We start from the raw sequence: 18,915 nt of genomic DNA on the forward strand, positions 1-18,915 counted from the left end.
GGGCAACGATGACCGCAGGCATCGCCGTCCAGCAGGAGGTTTCCCTGCGGAAGCGAATGCCGCTGCGCCACTTCCGGCAGTTGCACGGACCGGAGGCGAGGCGTCTTTTCCACCGGCAGCCCGAACCGTTCGGCGACGACAACACCGACCGCGAGCTGCTCGCGATCGGTCTCGGTGCGACGCTGTACGCGCCCGCGACCAGGCCCGATCTCGCGCTGACGATCGGCAGGCGGGCCGGGCACGGCGTGTGTTCGATGGTGATCGACCTCGAGGACGCGGTGGCCGATCACGAGGTGGAGTACGCCAAGCGGCAGACCGTCGACGCGCTGGATCTGCTCGCGGGCAGCCACGACGCCAACCCGCTGTTGTTCGTTCGGGTGCGCGACGCGGACACGATCACCGAGCTCATCGAGCAACTCGGACCTGGCGCCAAGGTGCTGACCGGTTTCGTGTTCCCGAAGTTCGACAGCGTCACCGGGCCGAAGTACCTCAACGCGCTGAACGTGGCGGCCCAGCGGCTGGACCGGCCGCTGTACGGGATGCCGGTGCTGGAGTCGGCGGGGCTGGTGCATCGGGAGACCCGCGATTACGAACTCACCCAGATCGCGGCGCTGCTGGCCGCGCACCGGGACCGGGTGCTCGCGGTGCGGGTCGGCGCGACCGACATGTGCTCGACCTTCGGCATCCGGCGCGACCGCGACCTGACCATCTACGACGTGCGCGTGGTCGCCGACGTCATCGCCGACATCGTGAACTACCTGGGGCGCGCGGACGGAACCGGTTTCGTCATCACGGGGCCGGTGTGGGAGTACTTCGCCGATCACGAACGGATGTTCCGGCCGCTGCTGCGGACGGCGCCGTTCGAGGAGTCCGACGCGGTGCCGTTCCGGCAGTACCTGGTCAGCCGGGATCTGGACGGTTTGCTGCGGGAGATCACGTTGGACCGGGCCAACGGCATCCAGGGCAAGACGGTGATCCACCCGTCCCACGTGGCGGCCGTGCACGCGTTGTCGGTGGTGACACACGAGGAGTACTCGGACGCGCTGGACATCCTGCGCGACGACGTCGGTGGCGTGGCGGCCTCCGGCTACCGGAACAAGATGAACGAGATGCGGCCGCATCGCAGTTGGGCGCGACAGACCTTGTTGCGCGCGCGGGTGTTCGGCGTGGCGAACAAGGGAGTGTCGTTCGTGGATCTGCTGACGGCGTTGGTCACCGTATGAGCCGAACCGCGACCGATTTCGGCGACAACGAAACATCTTGGGCGACAAAGGTTCTCGGTATAGACCTGCATCGCGATCCGGTGCGCGAACTCGGCTCGGACCGGCTGCGCACGGCGCGTTTGCCGATCACGGCCCTGGTGCAGCCGGGTGTGCGCCACAACAATCGGCGCCGGGCGCACCTGCTGGTTTCCACCGTGCTGGGCAAGCACCTGCCGACCGATCCGCGGGTGGTGCTCGGTGCGGGCGATCAGCTGGGCGATCTGGTCCGCGCGGTGCTAGGTGAGCGCGATGCCGTCGTGCTCGGATTCGCCGAGACCGCAACGGGTCTCGGTCATTGTGTGGCCGCGCGAATCGGCGCGAGCTGCTACCTGCATTCGACCCGGCGTGCGGTGCCGCACGCGTCGACGCTCGCCGGTTTCGAGGAAGGGCACTCGCACGCCACTTCCCACCTGCTGCAACCGGCGCCTGCCGACATCTTCGTCAACGATCTGCCGCTGGTACTGGTCGATGACGAGATATCCACCGGCGCGACGGCGATCGATGCGGTGCGCGCGCTGCACGCCTTCGCGCCCCGTGCGCATTACGTGCTCGCGTCACTGGTCGATCTGCGCACCGACGCCGATCGCGCCCGATTCGACGCGGCAGCGGCCGAACTCGGTGCCCGGATCGACACGGTCTGTCTCGCCATCGGTCGCGCGTCGCTGCCCGACGGGCTGGTCGACGCGGTCGGCGCCCTTCCCGAACCGCGGCTCAACCCGACCGCCGCGCATCTCGGTTCGTTCGGACGCGTCGAACTCCCCTGGCCGACCGCGGTTCCAGAGGGTGGCAGGCACGGCGTACTCGCTTCCGACATCGGCGCGTTCGAGGCGGCGTTGCTGGAAGCAGGTCAGGCTTTGACCGCCCGGCTCGACGCGGACTTCGCGGGCAGGCCCGTCATCGTGCTCGGACACGAGGAGCTGATGTACCTGCCCCTGCGGTTGGCGGCGCTGCTCGCCGAGTCGGGTACGCCCACTCGCTTTCAGACCACCACGCGATCGCCCGCGTACGTGCTGGACGAGCCGGGATATCCGTTGCGACGAGGGTTTCGCTTCACCGCACCCGAGCCGGGCGATGCCGCGCCGCGCTATCTGTACAACGCGCAGTGGCCCGCGACCTCGCTCGACCTGTTCGAGGCCGACTTGGCGGGGCTGGTCGCCGCCCCGTCGGAGCGCGATGCCGCCGTGACGATCACCGACGACGGTGTGGACAGCGGCGCGGAGGGCGACGGCCCGGCCGCCGATCCGGTGCTCGTCGTCGTGGTCGACTCGCCGGCCGACACCGCGGAGCTGACGGCCGAACACGGGCTGATCGATGTACTGACCGCTTCCGGGGCCGACGTGCTGCTCGCGGTGCTGCCGGAGGCGGATCCGCGGCGGCTGTACGCCGAACGCGTGGAGTCGAACGGGAGCCGGATATGAGCGGTACCAGGGTGGGCGCGCTACCCATCCCGCTGCACGGACCGGAATTCGGCTCCTACGCGGCCGAGGAAGTTTCCTGGCTGCTGAAGGATCTGTCGGAAGTCGACCTGGAGGCCGACATCGCCGAGCGGGAACGGCGGATCCAGGCCGGGAAGGCGCACTACGCGGAGTCGCTGCCGATCGAATATCAGCCCGACGCGTCGTACCGGGCGCTGTTCGACGAGGTGCTCGCGGCCAGCGCCGAACGGCTCGCGCTGGCCGTGGCGACCGTGTCGGAGCTGGTCGTCGCCGAACGTGGCGAGGACGTCGTCCTGGTGTCGCTGGCCCGCGCGGGCACGCCGGTCGGCATTCTCATGCGCCGGTGGCTGCGTTCGCGGCGTCCGAGCCTGGAGGTGCCGCACTACGCGGTGTCGATCGTGCGGGATCGCGGCATCGACGCGGTGGCGCTGGACTATCTGGCCGAGCAGCACGATCCGTCCTCGGTCGTGTTCGTGGACGGATGGACCGGCAAAGGCGCGATCACCCGCGAACTGACCGAAGCGCTGGACGCCTACCACGCCGCCGGCGGCCCGCGGTTCGACGACGAATTGGCGGTGCTGGCCGATCCAGGGCACTGCGTGCGCACCTACGGCACCCGCGACGACTTCCTGATCGCCTCGGCCTGCCTGAATTCGACTGTATCCGGCCTGGTTTCGCGCACGGTTCTGAACGACACGCTGATCGGGCCCGGCGATTTCCACGGCGCCAAGTTCTACCGTGAACTGGCCGGTGACGACGTGTCCGGCCGCCTGCTGGACACCGTGAGCGGCGCCTTCGACGCGATCCGCGATCGGGTGCCCGCCGAGGTGGCCGCGATCCGCGCGAGCGACCGGACGCCCACCTGGACCGGCTGGGCATCGGTGGAGCAGGTGCGGGAGCGGTACGGCATCACCAGCGTGAATTTCGTGAAGCCCGGTGTCGGCGAGACCACGCGGGTGCTGCTGCGGCGGGTGCCGTGGCGGGTGCTGGTCCGCGAGGCGGACGCGCCGGAGCACGCGCACATCCGGATGCTCGCCTCGGCCCGGGGTGTCCCGGTCGAAATCGTCGCCGACCTGGCATATTCGTGTATGGGATTGATCAAGGACGTGCAGCAGTGAACCTATCCCCGGCAACCCATCGAAGACGGGCGCTGATCGCGACCGACCTGGACCGGACGATGATCTACTCGCGTAACGCCTTCAGCACCACCGCCGACGTGCCGACAGTCTGTGTGGAGCATCTGGAAGGGGCGCCGCTGTCGTTCATGACCACCACCGCGGCGCTGCGGATGCAGACCCTGACCGAGCCCGCCGCCGTCGTTCCCACCACCACCCGCACCATCAAACAGTTCGACCGCATCCGGCTGCCCGGAGCGCCGTGGCGCTACGCGATCACGAGCAACGGCGGGAACATCCTGGTGGATGGCGTGCCCGATTTGAGCTGGCGCATCGACATCGACGCCAAGGTCCGTGCGGGTGGCGCCACCCTGTCCGAGGTGAGCAAGGAATTGCACACCCGCATCGACGACTCCTGGGTCACCAAGTTCCGCGTGGCCGACCACCTGTTCTGCTATCTGGTGGTCAAGCCCAAAGCCGTCCCCGAGGGATTCCTCGCCGAGTGGGACGACTGGTGCCGTCCGCGCGGCTGGTCGGCCTCCCAGCAGGGCCGCAAGATCTACACCATGCCGCTCGCGGTCTGCAAGAGCCGCGCGGTCGCCGAGGTGCGCAAGCGCCTCTGGGAAAACCGGGAACTCGCCGACGAGGCGCGCACCCTCGCCGCGGGCGACGGGGCCCTCGACGCCGAAATGCTGCGCGCCGCCGACTCCGCCATCCGCCCCCGCCACGGCGAACTCGAACAACTCAACTGGACCCACCCCAACCTCACCGTCACCCGAGCCACCGGCATCCTCGCTGGCGAGGAGATCATCAACTGGTTCATCAAGGCAGCCCCGACGCCCTCCGAGTAGCCTGGACGGCATCGGTGTACTGCTCGGTGGTGAGATCGCCGTCCGCGACTCCGAGTTGATGAAGCGTGGTCCGAACGATCTCCAGCGCTTCCGCCAGCTCCGCTTCGGGCACGATGGTTTCCAGCTCGATGAACGTGCCGTCCAATTCGGGGACGGTCACCAGCGTGGCCAGCAACTCGCGCCCTCCGGATGCGAATCGATAATCGATGCAGTGCTCTTCGAAGCAGCCCTCCGAAGACAATCGCTCGTCCGCGAGGTCATAGTAGGTGTCCTTGTACTTCGAGCGTTGACCTGCGCTCCGTGCCGCCAACGCAGCATGCACGGACTCGACGTCACGGACCCGAGCCTCGATCATGCGTCCGTCGACTCACACCAGGTCGGCGGCGGGCTCGAAGGTCGACTTGAAGTCCGGGCATTCGACCAGGGGGTCGTGGGTGCAGGTGGCGGCGTGGCGGAGGCTGTCGCGCATGCGGATGAGGCGGGTTATGTCGTCGTCGAGTTGCCGGGCTTTTTCGGCCATGCGCGCGCGCAGTTCGGCGTCGGAGGGGGAGGCGCGGAGGAAGCGGGCGATTTCGGTGAGGGTGAAACCGGCGCCGCGTGCGCAGATGATGAGGGCCAGGCGGCTCAGGACGTCGGGGTGGTAGGTGCGGCGTAGGCCGTTGCGGCCGGTCGGGGCGATGAGTCCGCGTTTCTCGTAGAAACGCAGAGCGGAGGGGGCGAGGCCGGTTTGTTCGCCGACCTCGGCGATATCGAGCAGATCGGTCATCTCGTCTCCTTGACTTGAACCGCGCTTCAAGTCACAGACTAGCTCACATGACAATCCATCACCTCAATTGCGGATCGGTTCGGCAGATCGAAGCCACCTACGACGGACCCGCGCCCGCGCATGCCGTGAACCACTGCCTGCTGGTCGAGACCGCGTTCGACGGCCTGGTCCTGATCGAGACGGGCATCGGACTGGACGACGTGCGCGACCCGGCGGGCACCCTCGGCGCGGACTGGGTGGCGATGGCCCAGCCCATCCTTTCCGAAGACGAGACCGCGATCCGGCAGGTCGAACGGCTCGGCTACGAGCCCGCCGACGTCCGGCACATCATCCTCACCCACCTCGACGTGGACCACTGCGGCGGATTGCCCGACTTCCCGCACGCACAGGTCCACGTCCTCGCCGCCGAACTGGCAGCGGCGCAGGCCGAAGCGCCGAGCTTCCGCTATCGCTCCGCGCACTGGGCGCACGATCCGAACTGGGTGGCCTACCCGTCGGAACCGACCGGACAATGGTTCGGTTTCAACGCGATCCAACCGAAGGACCTGCCCGACGACTTCCAGCTGATACCGCTGGGCGGGCACACCGCGGGCCACACCGGGGTCGCCGTTCGCCACGGCGACAGTTGGTTGCTGCACTGCGGCGACGCGTACTACTACCACCGCGAACTCGATCCGGCTCCGCAGCCGCACCCGGTGCTCGACGTCGTGCAGACCGGTTCCGAGGTCCACCACGACCTTCGGCTGGGCACCCAGGCTCGGCTGCGCGAGCTACACCGCGATCACGGCGACGAGGTCACCCTGATCAGCGCGCACGACCCGTGGGAGTTCCAGCGCGCGAGCTGACCCCTACCGGCGCTGCCAGCACTGTGCCCGGTCGCCGAGATTCCACCACGAGATATAGCCCGGGTCCTGGTCGAGCAAGGTCCATCCGGCTTCGAGCAGGTCGAAGAACGCGCTGTCGGCCGTCCGCCCGCCGCGTGCTTCGCCGATGTAGATCAGCGACGAGCCGCCCGCCTCCTGGTAGGCGGCGAGGGTGCTGGAGGCCATCGGGTTCTCCCAGCCGGGCGGCCAGCAGAGGAACAGCGCGTGGTCGGCGTGCCCGGCCACCAGATCGGCCGTGGAAGACGGCGGCGTGGCGGTGGGATGCCAGGTCGCGGCCTGCCCCGGCGCGGCGGGGAAGGCCGTGTTGGTCGCCCGGTCCGGCGGGTGGGAGTCGAAAGCGCTGATGGGCACGCCGATTCGGGTGAGCTGATGCGCCCAGTAACCGCGCCCGGAGCCGACTTCCAGCAGCGGCCTGCCCTGCGCGACGTCCGCTACCCAGCGCAGTGTGGCAGGTGCGGGGATCGCGTACGCGTACGCGGCCTGCAGCACGATCTGCGCATACGCCAGCCGCGCGCTGCCTTTCGGGTTGCCGCCGTTCACCTCGGCGCGGTTCGCGCGCTCCCTCGGTCCGGGCGATACCGCGGCGGCGACGATGTCCCAGTACGGATTCGTGCTGGCACCGCCGGTCATGTAGTGCAGTAGGTGTAGGTCGAACGTGGCGTCGGTGATGTCGTCACCGGTGCCGGGCAACCGGCCCGCGGTGGACCAGTAGTCCGCGACCCGCGGATACGCTGTCGCGAAGGTGGATTCGTCTTGGACGAGGTTCGTCAGCGCCGTGCGACGCTGCGGCGAAAGCGCCAAGTCAGCCATCTTTCGATTCTCCGCCGACCGTCACCGGCCCTGGGGAACATCGAGACGAGTTCACCGACCTGTCGCGAATCCTTCGCTCTCCGTAGGTGTTACGCCCACAAGCCTGTTCGCGCCCCGGCTCACCCGCTGTCGCGCATCGACACCAGTCCGCCGAGTGTGCCGAGGTAGGCCGCTCCGTCGGGGCCGAGGGCGATTCCGGCGTAATTGTTGTTGAAGCCGAGGCCGGTGCCGGACAGCTGTTTCCACACGGTCGCTCCGGTGCGGTAGTCGAGGGCCGTCCAGTACCAGGGATCGCTCGGATCGGTGCCCTTCGTGTAGGTGTAGATCAACCCGGTGGCCAGGGACAGCTTCGGTACCACCGACGGCGCTGCTTCGACCGCGTTGGTCCAGGTCAGATGGCAGCCGTTGCCGTCGGCGTCGATGTCGACACGGGCGAAGCCCGCGGCGGTGGTCTTGCCGGAGGCGACCGCGTCGGGGTGTCCGTAGCCGTAGTTGTTCTCGACGATGAGTGAGCGTCCCGCGCCGATCAGCGAGTTCTCGGTGGCGCTGTGGCCCGGCTCGAACACCGGCACCGCGCAGACCTGCCGTTCGGCGACCAAGGGCGCGGTGCGGTAGACGACGACGTTCATCGGATCGGCATTGTCGGTGATGGCGACATAGCCGTCGGGCAGGACGGTCGGCGTGGTGCCGGTTCCGTCGTCCACTTGGCCCGGCTTGCGCTGGTTGCTGTTGGCGTAGGTGGTTTGCCAGGTGATCCGGGGCGCGCCGTCGGGACCGGCGTCGAAACGCAGGAGCTGCCGGTTGGTGGCGATGTAGACCGCACCGGCCGCACCGACCGCGAACGAGTTCTCGATCTGGTTCTCCGTACCGTCTCCGAGCCGAACCACCTGCGCTGCTCCGGTATCCGGATCCAGTGTGCCGACCACGCCGTTCGTCTTGGCCACGAACCAGATCAGGCCGTTCGAGTCCGGCAGTGCGGAGTTCAGCGTCTCCTCCGGGTGCAGCACGCCGGTCAGGTCGTAGTCGCGTACCAGCGAGAACCCGTCGGCGGCGGGGTTCTCGGCGAACACTTGAATGTGTCCGGTGCTGGTGCCCACCACGGCGCGGTCTTCGTCATCGAGGTAGAAGTACCCGCCGCCGCCGAAATTGTCGAAAGCGCCGGGCCGCAGCGTATCGAGGGGATTCTTGCCCGGCAGTGGATGTTTGCCGAGGACGCTCATCGTCGTCGGGTCGATGAGGTAAAGGCCCGGTTGCAGCCCCAGGCAGGTGCTGACGATGCGTCCGGCGCGGTCGAACGTCACCGAACCGCACTCGCTGCCGAGCAACAGGGAATCGGTCCGCGGTGACCGGCCGAGCGGACCGGGGCGGCGGTAGGTATCGCTCATCCACCCGTCGTTGTGGACTCCCGAGTTTCCGTTCGGCGCGAGATGTGGGTTCTGCGGGACCGGTGGGATGCCGGTGACCGGTTCGCCGCTCGCTGCGGCACCGACGAATCGCGTCGGCTCCGGCACGGCGGGCACCGAAGGAATCGGCGTCGCGGCGGCGGGCACCGCGACTACCGCGGCAAGGATTGCCGCAGGCAGAGTCGCGCGCAGAACCTGGGAGGGGAGGATGTGAAACACGAATGAACGGTATCCGGGTCCGGCGGGCCGCGAATCCCCCACGCGAGTGATTACGCGGGCACGGCCGCGACCGTCGGTACCCGATTCGCGTCGCCGCCGCGTTTCAGTACTGCTGGTGCCCGGCCAGTTGCTGGGCGATGAGTCCTTGCAGTCGTTGCAGGCCGCCGACGGTGATGCCGCTCTGGATCTGTCCCTCGATGGTGCGCACCAGCACGGAGTCGCTGAGCACCTTCTCGCTGGACTGGATCAGCACGGTCCCCGCGCCGGTGAAATCGAACTGGCGCTCCTCACCGGAGTTCACGCCGAATCGTGCCGCACCGGCGGCCAGGAAACCCGAGATCCAGCGTTCGTCGTAGTGGTGGCTCGGGGAGGGGCAATCCGCCCAGCCGACCAGCGACTCGGGGTCGACGCGCAGCGGTGGCTCGGCGAACATCACCGGCCCGTTGGACGAGGCGAGGAACTTGCCGGTGCCGATCAACGTGAGGAACCCGGGCACGATGGACTGGTTGAGCGACAGGCCCGGCTCGAAGGCCAGCAGGTTCGCCGCCCGGATGGTCAGGTTGCCGTTGTCCTCGAGATCGTAGGAGTTGATGTCGTAGCCACGGTCGCCGATGATCAGCTTGCCGTGCCCCTCCGCGACGACGTAGTCGCCGGTGAACAGCGGCGCCGAGAACTGCTGCGACACCATGTGCAGCAGTCCGCCCTGCAACCCGTGGCTGAGCGCCTGGAACCGGATGTCGCCGTAGTAGGCGATCATCGCGCCCTTGCGCATGAACCACGGCTTGTTCAGGTCGATGCAGTAGGCGTAGCTGTTTCCCGGGATGTTGTCGCTCTCACCGAGGTTCATGGGGTTGAGGATCTGGGACATGCTCACAACTTCTCTTCGGAGGCCTGCACGTAGACGACGCCCTGCCCGACGCAATGCAGCTGCATCGCCTCGCCGGAACCGCGCCCGACGGCGTCTCGCCAGCTCAGCGCCGCTTTGAGCTCGGTCTGCACATTGCCGTAGGCGGCGACGAAGGCTTGCGGATCGACCACGACCGGATTCGGGCCGCCTACTTGCAATTCCAGGAATCCACCGTGCGCGAGCAGCACCGCGGCGCCCTGCCCGGACAACTGGGTGGTGAACAGGCCCTGTCCGGTCAATGCCCCCGAGGCGGCGCCACGCAGCGCGCCCATCAGGCCGCCACCGCCTCCGCCACCCGAACTCATCACGGAGACCACCGAACTCTGCAATCCGGCGGTGTTGGCGAGCAGCCGCGAAGCCTCGACGCGCAACGTCGCACCCGGCTGCATGTGCACCACGTGCACCTCCAGGCCGGCGAATCCGTAATGGACATCGCCATTGCCCTGCGCGAGCATGGTGCGCTCGTGCTCACCCGCCATCGCGCGGCCCGCGAGCCCCATCAGCCCGCCCATGCCGCCCATCCCTTGCGCCCCCGGAATCTGGTGGGGGGCAAAGGAAACATCGCCGGTGTAGAACAGCATCGCGCCGTTGCGGGCGACCACGCCTCCCGCCATTCCGACGTTGACCTTGACGACTTTGCCGTTGATCTTCTCGAACATCCGTCTCTACCGTTCCGCCGGTTGGATCAACACCACGCCGTGGCCGTCCCAGCGCAGCGAGAACGCCTCGCCCGCGTCCTGACCGACGAAACTGCGCCAGGACACGTCGGTGACGAAGGACTGGTTGAGGTTTCCGCGCGCCGCGACGAACGCGTCCGGATCGACGATCAGCGGGTACTGCGGCGAGACCTCCAGGTGGATGAGCGGACCGCCGGCCGAGAGCAGCGCGACCTGGCCCTGGCCGGAGACGGTCGTGGTGAACAGGCCCTGTCCGGTCGACGCACCGCGCAAACCGGCGAAACGCACGTCGGTGCGGAGATTCCCGGCGAACGCGAGCAGCTGTTGCGACTCCACTTGCAGCGTCTCGTTGTTCAAGTCGACGACGGTGACGTGCTGGCCGTTGACCGCGAAGAACACTCGTCCGTGACCGGCGCACTCCATCAGTGAGAGCTTCTCACCGGTGGCTCGGCGCTTCAGCCCGGCGAGCACGCCGTCGCCGCCGCCGAAGCCGGCCGCCTTGAACTGCACGTTTCCCTCGTAGGCGATCATCGAACCGGAGATCGCGCGGAGACTGGTGCCGGCCAGATGGGCCTCGATCACCTTCTTCGACTGCTCGAACAGTTGCGCCATGGAATGTTTGCCTGCTGTCTCGATCGGGAACACGGTGGGATCGCCGTATTCCATCTACGTGCCGTCACCCTAACCGATGCTTCCGTGGGTGTCGGGGCAGCACGGCCGTTCGATTCCAGCGCCGCGCAGCGCGTTTCTCGTAGAGTGTCAGGCGAACGCACCGACAAGCGAAGGGTCGAACTTGTCCGCAACTCTCGCCAAGGGCCAGAACGGTCCGCTGGCCACCAACGACGTGGTGATATCCGTCCAGCTCACGGCGCCGGCGGATTTGTCGGCGCTACTGGTCACCGAGCGGGGCAAGGTCCGTTCCGATGCGGATTTCGTCTTCTTCAACCAGCCGAGCGGCCCCGGGGTCAATCTGCAGCCCGCGCCCGCGGGCCAGCCCGCGTCGCTGGCGGTGTCGCTGAACGCGGTGCCCGCCGACATCGATCAGATTCGCGCTGTGATCACGCTCGACGACGCGAACAGCAATTTCGGTAGGTTCCCCGCCCCGACCGCGATCGTGTCGGACGCGGCCGGAAATCAGTTGTACGCCTATCGGATCGACGGGCTGAACACCGAGTCGATCGTGATCGCGCTCGAGCTGTACCGCCGCCAGGGTGCGTGGAAGGTGCGTGCGGTCGGACAGGGCTACGCGGGCGGTTTCGCCGCGCTGGTCACCGATCACGGTGTGACGGTCGACGATGCTCCCGCCCAGCCCGCTCAGGCTCCCCAGGCCCCGCCGCCGCCTCCGCAGCAGCCGGTTCAGCAGCCGCCCGTCCAGCAGCAGCCGAACTACCCGCCGCCGACCACCCCGGCGTACCCCACCCAGCAGCAGGCGCCGCAGTACGCGCCGACCGGTGGTTATCCGCCGCCCGGACCTGGCTACCCGCCGCCCGGCCCCGGCCAGCCACCGCAGGGTGCCCCTGGTTATCCGCCGCCCGGTCCGGGTTACCCGCCGCCGCCCGGCCCCGGGCCCGGCTACCCGCCGCCCGGCCAGCCGCCGCAGCCGCAGCAGCCCGCCGAGGTCAGCCTCAGCAAGGACCGCCCGGTCAGCCTGGTCAAGGGGCAGCGCGTCACGCTGCGCAAGGAAGGCACCGCGCTGACCTTCGTGAAGATGGGTCTCGGCTGGGATCCGGTGCGCAGCCGCGGCATGTTCGGCAACCGCACGGTCGACATCGACCTCGACGCGTCGGTCATCATGTTCGCCGACATGAACCCGGTGGACGTCGCGTACTACGGACAGTTGACTTCCAAAGACGGCTCCATCCGCCACCAGGGCGACAACCTCACCGGTGAGGGCGAGGGCGACGACGAGGTGATCCTGGTCGACCTGACCCGCGTCCCCGCGCACGTCAACACGCTGCTGTTCATCGTGACCTCCTACAAGGGCCACACCTTCGAGCAGGTACAGAACGCGTTCTGCCGCTTGGTCGACGGGACGAACAACGGCGAGCTGGCCAGATACACCCTCGCGGGCGGCATGCCGTTCACCGCGATGGCGATGGCCAAGCTGTACCGGGTGGGCAACGACTGGAAACTGCAGGCGCTCGGCGAAGGCTTCCAGGCCAAGCATCCGGGTGAGGCGGTGCCGCAGCTCGGCCGCTTCCTCGTCAACGGTTGATCGGCGGCGGGACAGCAGGGCGGACAAGGTGATTCAACTGCAGGCCGGTCAGAACATCCCGTTGACCGGTGAGGTCGTTCGTTTCAGTGCGAAAGCCGAGGCTGCCCTCGACGTTTCCGCGCTGGTGGTGGCGGAGAACCTGAAGGTGTTCTCCAGCGACGATTTCGTCTTCTACAACCAGCCCGTCACGGCAGGGGTCGCCTTGGCGGCCGACGGGGTCACGATCACGCTCACCGAGGTGCGCGCGGACGCGAAGGCCGTACTACTGGTGGTCAGCGCCGATCCGGCCGCCCCCGCGCGGGCGGGCGGGCTCGGGCCGGTCACCGCCACCCTGTCCGAGAACGACAGCGCGACCGCCGAATTCGCGATCACCCCGTCGTCCGGTGAGACGGCGCTGATCTGCCTGGAGGTGTACCGGCGCGGTCCGGCCTGGAAACTGCGGGCGGTGGGCCAGGGTTACGCGGGCGGCCTCGCCGTGCTGCTCACCGCGCACGGCGTCGAGGTCGACGGTGCGGCCCCGGAGCAGGCCGACCAACCCGGTACGCACACCATGTCCGGTCCACTGGCGGGTGACGCGCAGATCGCCGCCGCCGGTGCGCCGCTGGAAGTCGGTCACGGCCTGGAACGGCTGTGGATGGTGTTCGAGGACGCGGCGCGGTCGGCCGCCGCGCTGGTATCGGCGCGAGAGTACGCGGCCAAGCGGTTGGATCACGAGCTGTCGCTCGCCGTCTCCGATCCCGCGACCAGGAACACTCCGGCGGCCGAGCAGGCGCGCAGCGCCGCGCAGCAACGGCACGACGAACTAGTCGACACCGCCGAGCGCAACCACCAGCGGGATGCCGAACAGCTGATGGGCGAACTCGCCGCGGCCGACCAGGTGCTGCCGCCCGCCCTCGCGTCCTGGGACTCACCCGCTTGGGACAAGCCGTCCGCGCCGAGCGACGGTATCCGGCTCGGTGAGTTGTACGCGCTCGACCGGGGGTCGCTGCGTATTCCGTACTGTGTTCCGGTGCCGCTGAATCGGCCGCTGTGGATCGATGCCGAGTCGACCCGTGCGGTCGCGCCGGTCGTGGGCGCACTGCTGGCGCGGTTGCTCGCCACGGCGCCGCAACGGCGAACGCTGGTCGACATCATCGACCTCACCGATGCGTTCGGCGGCTTCACCGGCCTGCTCGCTCCCGTGCTGAACGGACCGCCGATCACCGACCACGCCGACATCTCGGCGCGGCTGCAAGCGCTGGTGGACGCGGCCGAACTGGCGGAATTGGCTTATACGAGCGGTGCTTTCACGCCGCCCAGCGAGCACCGGGTCCTGCTGGCCGCGGACTTTCCGCACGGCTACCAGAGTTCGGACGCACAGCGCATCGGCGCGTTGATCACGCGCGGCGAGCTGATCGGACTGTCCATCGTGATCGTGGGCGCGAACGAATCCGATTCGGCCGACACCACCGTGGCGATGCTGTCGCAGTCGTGCCGCCACCTGCCGACGATCGGCGGCACGCCGCTGTTCGATCCATGGACCGGCAGCGCGTGGCAACTCGATCTGGACCTGTTGCCGCACGAGCCGGAACGGCAGGCGCGCTTCCTGCGTACGAGGTGAGCGCCTGAACCGGCGACCGGGTCAGCCGCCCGCGACCGCCGTACGCGGCCGCAGCGGCTCAGGCAGCCAGGGCAGCGGCGGATCCGGCATGCGGTCGACGACACCGCCGACCGGGTCGTCGACGAAGTCGCGCCGCACCAGGTCCTCCTCCGGGCGGTAGATCTGGCGCACGATCAAGGCGCACAGCCCAACCACCGCCAAGTCGCGCAGGGCGACGGTGCCGGTGAACCACTGCTCTGGCAAACCTTTGCGGTCCAAACCGAGGTAGTAGAACATTCGCGGCACCCAGACCAGCGCGTCGACGGTCATCCAAGTCAGCAGGATGCGCCGGTGCGGCAGCGCCAGGACGGCCAGCGGCACCAGCCACAACGAGTACTGCGGACTCCACACCTTGTTCGTCAGCAGGAACGCCGCGACCACGAGGAAGCACAGTTGCGCCAGCCGCGGCCGTCGAGGCGCGGTGAAACCGATGTAGGCGATCACCGCGCAGGCCGCGACGAACGCCAGCAGTGAGACGGCGTTCAGGATCGCGGGCTGCTCCCCGTAGGTCAACGCGCCGTCGAAGCCGCGCCAGCCGGTGAACGAGGAGATCACGTTGTAGATCGAGTCCGGGTCGGCGTGCCGGGTGGTGTTGAGCCGGAAGAATTCCTGCCAGCCGTTCGGGAACAACGCGGCGATCGGAAGGTTCACCACCAGCCAGGTCGCCAGCGCGGCGCACATCGCGACGGACGCGGCGCCGATCGGTCGGGCGCTGAGGAATTGGATGCGGTAGGGCGTCTCCCGCACCCACGCCAGGAAGGTCGGCCAGCCGTCGATGTCGCGTATCCGCAGGCCGAGGTGCGTGCGCAGCGTGCGTTGCCTCGTCTCGGTACGCAGGCACAGCACGAGGATCGGCCCGAGCAGCAGCAGCGGATACAGTTTGGCGGCGCCGCCCAGACCGAGCAGCACGCCCGCCAGCACGGGTTTGCGCCGGGCCCAGGCGAGCAGGCCGGTCGCGGCGAAGGCCGTCGCGAGCGCGTCGAAATTGGTGAAGGCGTGCACGATCACCAACGGCGAACAGGCGATCAGCGCCGCGTCCCAGATCCGGCGGCCGGACAGCAACGCCGACGCCCAGACGGTGATCAGCCAGGCGATGGCGAGACCGACCGCGACGACGTTGAAGTAGATCACCACTTGGAGCGCGCCGGGCAGCGGCGAAGCGTCCCAGCTCTTCGCGATCCGCATCGAAAGGTACTGGTACAGGCCCGAGAGCACGGGATATTCCATGTACCGCGTCTCCCGTCCACCGTCGGGAGTCTGTTCGGTCCACTGCTTCTTGTACGGGAAGGCGCCTTCGTTCAGGCGCTCGGCCCCGTAGAGCGGCACGGTGTCCGAATAGCACATCGCCACGTACTGGCGGCCGTTGTTCCAGTCGAGCGTGGGACCGTCCGCGCCGGTGGTCTGCTGGATGCATCCCGCCTTGCCGAACCAGCCGAGCGCCAGGAACACCAGGGCGAACGCCATCAGCACCCGCATGGGCGTCCAGAACCGCACCCGCCCGATCAGCGCATGATCACCGACCGGCCCACCGATCACCGTCGACAATTGCGCGGCGAGCGAATCGTTGCGACTCGGCCGGTCCCGCGCGTCCGCCGATCGCAGATCAGAGGCGAGCGGAGCAGGGGCGGCGTAGTACGCCCCACCGGGCGCCTTCTGGTCCGACAGCGGTGCCCTCCCATTCCTCCGTGGCTCCACCAGCTGCTGATCGGTCACGGAAACCGAGGCTACCCGGAGTACGGCCCACGGTCCGGACCGAGTCGGCTTCGGTCTTCCGCGCGTTGCCATCTGCGCACGGCCTCCGAGCATCGCGAGCGTAATCCGCTTCCGCGGCAATAACGTAGCTGTTATGCCGGGCGGGAGTGGATGGCCCGAATGATCGGCGCATTCTGGTCTGGATATTCTTGGCAAGTCCGGCTATCCGCCTGTTGACCAATGATGTCTGCCCAGAGGGGGCGGTTTTTCCCGGTGGTCCTGTTCCACCGAAGTTCGGATATGTACTCGCATCCGAGGGCGCCGGGCATGGAATTCGCCGACCGGACCGATCGATCACGGCTTCCCGGAATTACCAGCCCAAGGAGCAAGCCGTCTCTCGGTAATCCGGCGCAAATACGACGAAGGCCGGGACCGAACCTGATGCGGTCGGCCCCGGCCTGTGCGCCGGCGAACTATCGGCCCCGTGTCGGAGCGGTTCCGTTCGTGCCTTCGTTGTTACCCGAATTGCCGTTGTTGCCAGGTCTCGGTGAGCCGGTGGCCGTCGGTGCGGCACCGTCGGACGGTGCGACCGGTTGGCCGGGCAGCGGTCCGGAGTCCGGTTCACGCTGCTGCTGCGGGCGCTGCTGCTGAGGTGCGGGCTGGACGCCGGGGACCGGGATCGTGATGCCGGGCAGAATCTCCACCTGGGTCGGCGCGACCACCACGGGCGGCAGCAGCGGAGAGTCGACCGTGGACGGCGGGGTGTAGGGCGCCGACCATTCGGGGACACCGGCCTGGCCCTTGATGGGGGCGGGCTTCGGGAATGTCTCGTTGCGAGTCCCCGAGAGCGCGCCGTCCATGGTCGCCTTCCAGATGTCGGAGGGCAGACCGGAGCCGTAGATCATGCCGCCGCTGTAGTTGCGCAGCGGCGAGTTGTCGACGCTGCCGACCCACACCGCCGTCGACAGCGACGGGGTGTAGCCCACCATCCAGGCGTCCTTGTTCTCGCCGGTATCAAGCAGCTGCGCGGTACCGGTCTTGGTCGCCGATTCGCGCCCGTTGGCCAGCCCGTGGTTACGGGAGTAGGCCGCGATCGGCTTCATCGCGGCGGTGACGTTGTCGGCGACAGCGGCCGAAACGCGCTGCTCACCGGCTACCTCACCACGGTCGAGCAGGACCTGACCGTCGGCGGTCACGACCTTCGATACGAAATGCGGCGCGTGGTAGACGCCGGAGGCGGCCAGCGTCGCGTACATGGAGGCCATGTCGAGCGGGCGCGCCTGGTACTGGCCGAGCACGATGCCGTTGTTGGGCCCGGAACCGTCGGACTCGGTGAGCGTCTTGCCGACTCCCGCGATGGTGTCCGGCATGCCGAGCTTGTACGCCATGTCGGCGATTTTGCGCGGGCCGTTCTGCATGTCCAGCTCCATCCGGTAGAAGCTGGTGTTCAGTGACCGTTTCAGCGCCTCGGCGATGGTGCACGTGCCGCACCCCTCGCCTTCGACGTTGGAGATCTTGATGCCGTTCACGGTCAGCGGCGAGCTGTCGTACATCTGCGACAGCGGGATGCCCAGCTCCAGGTTGGCCGCGAGGCCGATGACCTTGAATGACGAACCGGTCTGCAAACCGGCGTTGGCGAAGTCGTAGCCCTGGCCGTCGTTGCCGCCGTAGTAGGCGCGCACGGCGCCGGTGTGCGGATCGATCGAGACCACGGCGGTACGCAGCTGCTCCGGTTCACCCTGCATCTTCGAGGTGGCCGCGTCGACGGCGGCCTGCTGGGCCTTCGGGTCGATCGTGGTGGTGATCTGCAAGCCCGCGGTGTTCAGCTGCTGCTCGCTGATGCCCGCCGCGCCGAGTTCCTTGAGCACCTGGGTCTTGATCAGGCCCTCGGGGCCGGAGTCCTGCGCCTTGTCCCGAGTCGAGGAGAGCGGGACGACCCGCGGGTACTGCAGGCCCTGTCGCTCGGTCGCGCTGAGGTTGCCGCCGGAGACCATGCCGTCGAGCACGTAGTTCCAGCGGGTCTTCGCGCCCTCAGGGTTCTTCTCCGGGTCCAGGCTGGACGGCAGCTGGATGGTGGCGGCGAGCACCGCGCCCTCGGCGACGGTGAGTTCCGACACCGGCTTGCCGAAGTACGCCTTGGCCGCCGCGTCGATGCCGTACGAGCCGCGACCGAAATAGATGGTGTTCAGGTATGCGGCGAGGATCTCGTCCTTGCTCCACTGCCGCGCCATCTTGGCCGAGATGACCAGCTCGTGCATCTTGCGGGTCAGCGAGTGCTCGTCACCGACCAGCGCGTTCTTCACGTACTGCTGGGTGATGGTCGAGCCACCGCCCGCACTCTCCCGGCCGAGAACGTTGTCCCTGGCCGCGCGCGCGAAGCCGGAGATCGAGAAGCCGGGGTTGGTGTAGAAGTCGCGGTCCTCGGCGGCCATCACCGCGTTGCGTACGTGCGGCGGGATCTGGTCGATGGTGACGTCGGTCCGGTTGCCTTCCGGCGGAACCACTTTGCTGATCACCGAGGTGCCGTCGGAGGCGAAGATGGTCGCCACCTGGTTCGACTTCAGGTCGCCCGGCTGCGGCACCGACACCGTGGTGTACGCGGCCAGGAAGATGCCGCTGGGCAGCAGAATGGCCAGCGCGATCAGCACGTAGAGGGTGCGGCGCACGATCCGCCAGGGGAATTTCTTCTGCTGCCCGGGCTGCCGCCTTCCCGGCCCGTCGGAGCCGCCGCTGCCGCCACGGCGCGGCGGCGGGCCCGACGGCGGACCGCCCGCGGCCTGCCTGCGTTCGCCGGTCGTGGGGCCGCTACCGGGGACGCGACGTCCGTCACGGTCCACCGCCGGACGCGCGCCGGTGGCCGGGCGCGGTCCGGTGGCGGGGCCGCGCCTGTCGCGCTCGTTCACCGCCTCGGTCAGGGAACCCGGCCGCTGCGTCCGCTGGGCAGGCTGGGGGCCGGGAGCGCCACCATTGGGCGCGCCGCGGTTGGGCTGTGGCGGCCGGCCCGGCTGGGGCGGACGGCCGCCCTGCGGAGGACGACCG

Annotated in this window: 16 protein-coding genes; 7 read left to right on the plus strand and 9 right to left on the minus strand. The window is 68.4% G+C overall.

Features of this window, described 5'->3' with window-relative positions:
* The first annotated feature begins 8 nt into the window (after positions 1-8).
* From ACIA5H_RS09460 to ACIA5H_RS09475, 4 genes are read left to right on the plus strand one after another with little or no spacing between them, the layout of a single operon-like run.
* Entirely contained in the window at positions 9-1,223 is a 1,215-nt protein-coding gene (locus ACIA5H_RS09460; protein ID WP_397075125.1) for an HpcH/HpaI aldolase/citrate lyase family protein, read from the plus strand.
* Positions 1,220-2,680, plus strand: a complete 1,461-nt coding sequence (locus ACIA5H_RS09465; protein WP_397075127.1) for a phosphoribosyltransferase family protein — start codon at positions 1,220-1,222, stop codon at positions 2,678-2,680. The genes ACIA5H_RS09460 and ACIA5H_RS09465 overlap by 4 nt, the downstream gene beginning before the upstream one ends.
* Positions 2,677-3,816 carry a cysteine protease StiP family protein gene (locus ACIA5H_RS09470; RefSeq protein ID WP_379249483.1) on the plus strand — a complete coding sequence of 380 codons (1,140 nt, stop codon included), beginning with the start codon at positions 2,677-2,679 and terminating at the stop codon, positions 3,814-3,816. Before ACIA5H_RS09465 ends, ACIA5H_RS09470 begins: the two co-directional genes overlap by 4 nt.
* Positions 3,817-3,875: 59 nt before the next feature.
* On the plus strand, positions 3,876-4,664 hold the full coding sequence (locus ACIA5H_RS09475; protein ID WP_379250106.1) for an HAD family hydrolase: 789 nt from the start codon (positions 3,876-3,878) through the stop codon (positions 4,662-4,664).
* On the opposite strand, the gene ACIA5H_RS09480 is transcribed toward ACIA5H_RS09475, so the two are convergent.
* Together ACIA5H_RS09480 and ACIA5H_RS09485 are read right to left on the minus strand one after the other, a co-directional pair.
* Complete coding sequence (locus tag ACIA5H_RS09480) at positions 4,636-5,019, minus strand: hypothetical protein (RefSeq protein ID WP_397075130.1); 384 nt, start codon at positions 5,017-5,019, stop codon at positions 4,636-4,638. The two genes, ACIA5H_RS09475 and ACIA5H_RS09480, sit on opposite strands and share 29 nt — an antisense overlap.
* A 12-nt stretch (positions 5,020-5,031) precedes the next feature.
* A complete protein-coding gene (locus ACIA5H_RS09485; RefSeq protein WP_397075132.1) occupies positions 5,032-5,430 on the minus strand; it encodes a MerR family transcriptional regulator in 399 nt (132 codons plus the stop codon).
* Between the two features lie 47 nt (positions 5,431-5,477).
* Between ACIA5H_RS09485 and ACIA5H_RS09490 the strand changes: the two genes are divergently transcribed.
* Positions 5,478-6,275 (plus strand): MBL fold metallo-hydrolase, encoded by a 798-nt coding sequence (locus ACIA5H_RS09490; RefSeq protein WP_379249474.1) that lies wholly within the window; start codon positions 5,478-5,480, stop codon positions 6,273-6,275.
* Between the two features lie 3 nt (positions 6,276-6,278).
* Here ACIA5H_RS09490 and ACIA5H_RS09495 read toward each other — a convergent pair whose 3' ends face one another.
* The 5 genes from ACIA5H_RS09495 to ACIA5H_RS09515 all read right to left on the minus strand — a co-directional run bounded on the left by ACIA5H_RS09495 (position 6,279) and on the right by ACIA5H_RS09515 (position 10,942).
* Complete coding sequence (locus ACIA5H_RS09495; RefSeq protein WP_379249472.1) at positions 6,279-7,124, minus strand: hypothetical protein; 846 nt, start codon at positions 7,122-7,124, stop codon at positions 6,279-6,281.
* Between the two features lie 119 nt (positions 7,125-7,243).
* Complete coding sequence (locus ACIA5H_RS09500; RefSeq protein WP_397075135.1) at positions 7,244-8,746, minus strand: hypothetical protein; 1,503 nt, start codon at positions 8,744-8,746, stop codon at positions 7,244-7,246.
* Positions 8,747-8,849: 103 nt separating this feature from the next.
* Positions 8,850-9,614: an AIM24 family protein gene (locus tag ACIA5H_RS09505; protein WP_355072070.1), complete on the minus strand. Its 765-nt coding sequence runs from the start codon at positions 9,612-9,614 to the stop codon at positions 8,850-8,852.
* 2 nt (positions 9,615-9,616) lie between these two features.
* On the minus strand, positions 9,617-10,312 hold the full coding sequence (locus ACIA5H_RS09510; protein ID WP_379249468.1) for an AIM24 family protein: 696 nt from the start codon (positions 10,310-10,312) through the stop codon (positions 9,617-9,619).
* Positions 10,313-10,318: 6 nt separating this feature from the next.
* Complete coding sequence (locus tag ACIA5H_RS09515) at positions 10,319-10,942, minus strand: AIM24 family protein (RefSeq protein WP_355072071.1); 624 nt, start codon at positions 10,940-10,942, stop codon at positions 10,319-10,321.
* A gap of 181 nt (positions 10,943-11,123) precedes the next feature.
* Between ACIA5H_RS09515 and ACIA5H_RS09520 the strand changes: the two genes are divergently transcribed.
* Positions 11,124-12,545 (plus strand): TerD family protein, encoded by a 1,422-nt coding sequence (locus tag ACIA5H_RS09520; protein ID WP_356963103.1) that lies wholly within the window; start codon positions 11,124-11,126, stop codon positions 12,543-12,545.
* 28 nt (positions 12,546-12,573) lie between these two features.
* A complete protein-coding gene (locus tag ACIA5H_RS09525) occupies positions 12,574-14,145 on the plus strand; it encodes a TerD family protein (protein ID WP_397075139.1) in 1,572 nt (523 codons plus the stop codon).
* Between the two features lie 21 nt (positions 14,146-14,166).
* Here the strand turns inward: ACIA5H_RS09525 and ACIA5H_RS09530 are convergent, their stop codons facing one another.
* Together ACIA5H_RS09530 and ACIA5H_RS09535 are read right to left on the minus strand one after the other, a co-directional pair.
* Positions 14,167-15,897, minus strand: a complete 1,731-nt coding sequence (locus ACIA5H_RS09530) for a glycosyltransferase family 87 protein (RefSeq protein ID WP_379249464.1) — start codon at positions 15,895-15,897, stop codon at positions 14,167-14,169.
* A 452-nt stretch (positions 15,898-16,349) separates the two neighbouring features.
* The gene (locus ACIA5H_RS09535; protein WP_397075142.1) at positions 16,350-18,779 is read right to left on the minus strand and encodes a transglycosylase domain-containing protein; all 2,430 of its coding nucleotides are present in this window, start codon (positions 18,777-18,779) and stop codon (positions 16,350-16,352) included.
* Positions 18,780-18,915 lie beyond the last annotated feature (136 nt).

The sequence above is a fragment of the Nocardia sp. NPDC051900 genome (assembly GCF_044452545.1).
GTDB classification, from domain to species: Bacteria; Actinomycetota; Actinomycetes; order Mycobacteriales; family Mycobacteriaceae; genus Nocardia; species Nocardia sichangensis.

Bases quoted from the DNA above. Each gene is read 5' to 3' on its own strand.
- ACIA5H_RS09460 (WP_397075125.1), top strand. From the start codon at position 9: ATGACCGCAGGCATCGCCGTCCAGCAGGAGGTTTCCCTGCGGAAGCGA.
- ACIA5H_RS09465 (WP_397075127.1), top strand. From the start codon at position 1,220: ATGAGCCGAACCGCGACCGATTTCGGCGACAACGAAACATCTTGGGCG.
- ACIA5H_RS09470 (WP_379249483.1), top strand. From the start codon at position 2,677: ATGAGCGGTACCAGGGTGGGCGCGCTACCCATCCCGCTGCACGGACCG.
- ACIA5H_RS09475 (WP_379250106.1), top strand. From the start codon at position 3,876: ATGATCTACTCGCGTAACGCCTTCAGCACCACCGCCGACGTGCCGACA.
- ACIA5H_RS09480 (WP_397075130.1), bottom strand. From the start codon at position 5,019: ATGATCGAGGCTCGGGTCCGTGACGTCGAGTCCGTGCATGCTGCGTTG.
- ACIA5H_RS09485 (WP_397075132.1), bottom strand. From the start codon at position 5,430: ATGACCGATCTGCTCGATATCGCCGAGGTCGGCGAACAAACCGGCCTC.
- ACIA5H_RS09490 (WP_379249474.1), top strand. From the start codon at position 5,478: ATGACAATCCATCACCTCAATTGCGGATCGGTTCGGCAGATCGAAGCC.
- ACIA5H_RS09495 (WP_379249472.1), bottom strand. From the start codon at position 7,124: ATGGCTGACTTGGCGCTTTCGCCGCAGCGTCGCACGGCGCTGACGAAC.
- ACIA5H_RS09505 (WP_355072070.1), bottom strand. From the start codon at position 9,614: ATGTCCCAGATCCTCAACCCCATGAACCTCGGTGAGAGCGACAACATC.
- ACIA5H_RS09510 (WP_379249468.1), bottom strand. From the start codon at position 10,312: ATGTTCGAGAAGATCAACGGCAAAGTCGTCAAGGTCAACGTCGGAATG.
- ACIA5H_RS09515 (WP_355072071.1), bottom strand. From the start codon at position 10,942: ATGGCGCAACTGTTCGAGCAGTCGAAGAAGGTGATCGAGGCCCATCTG.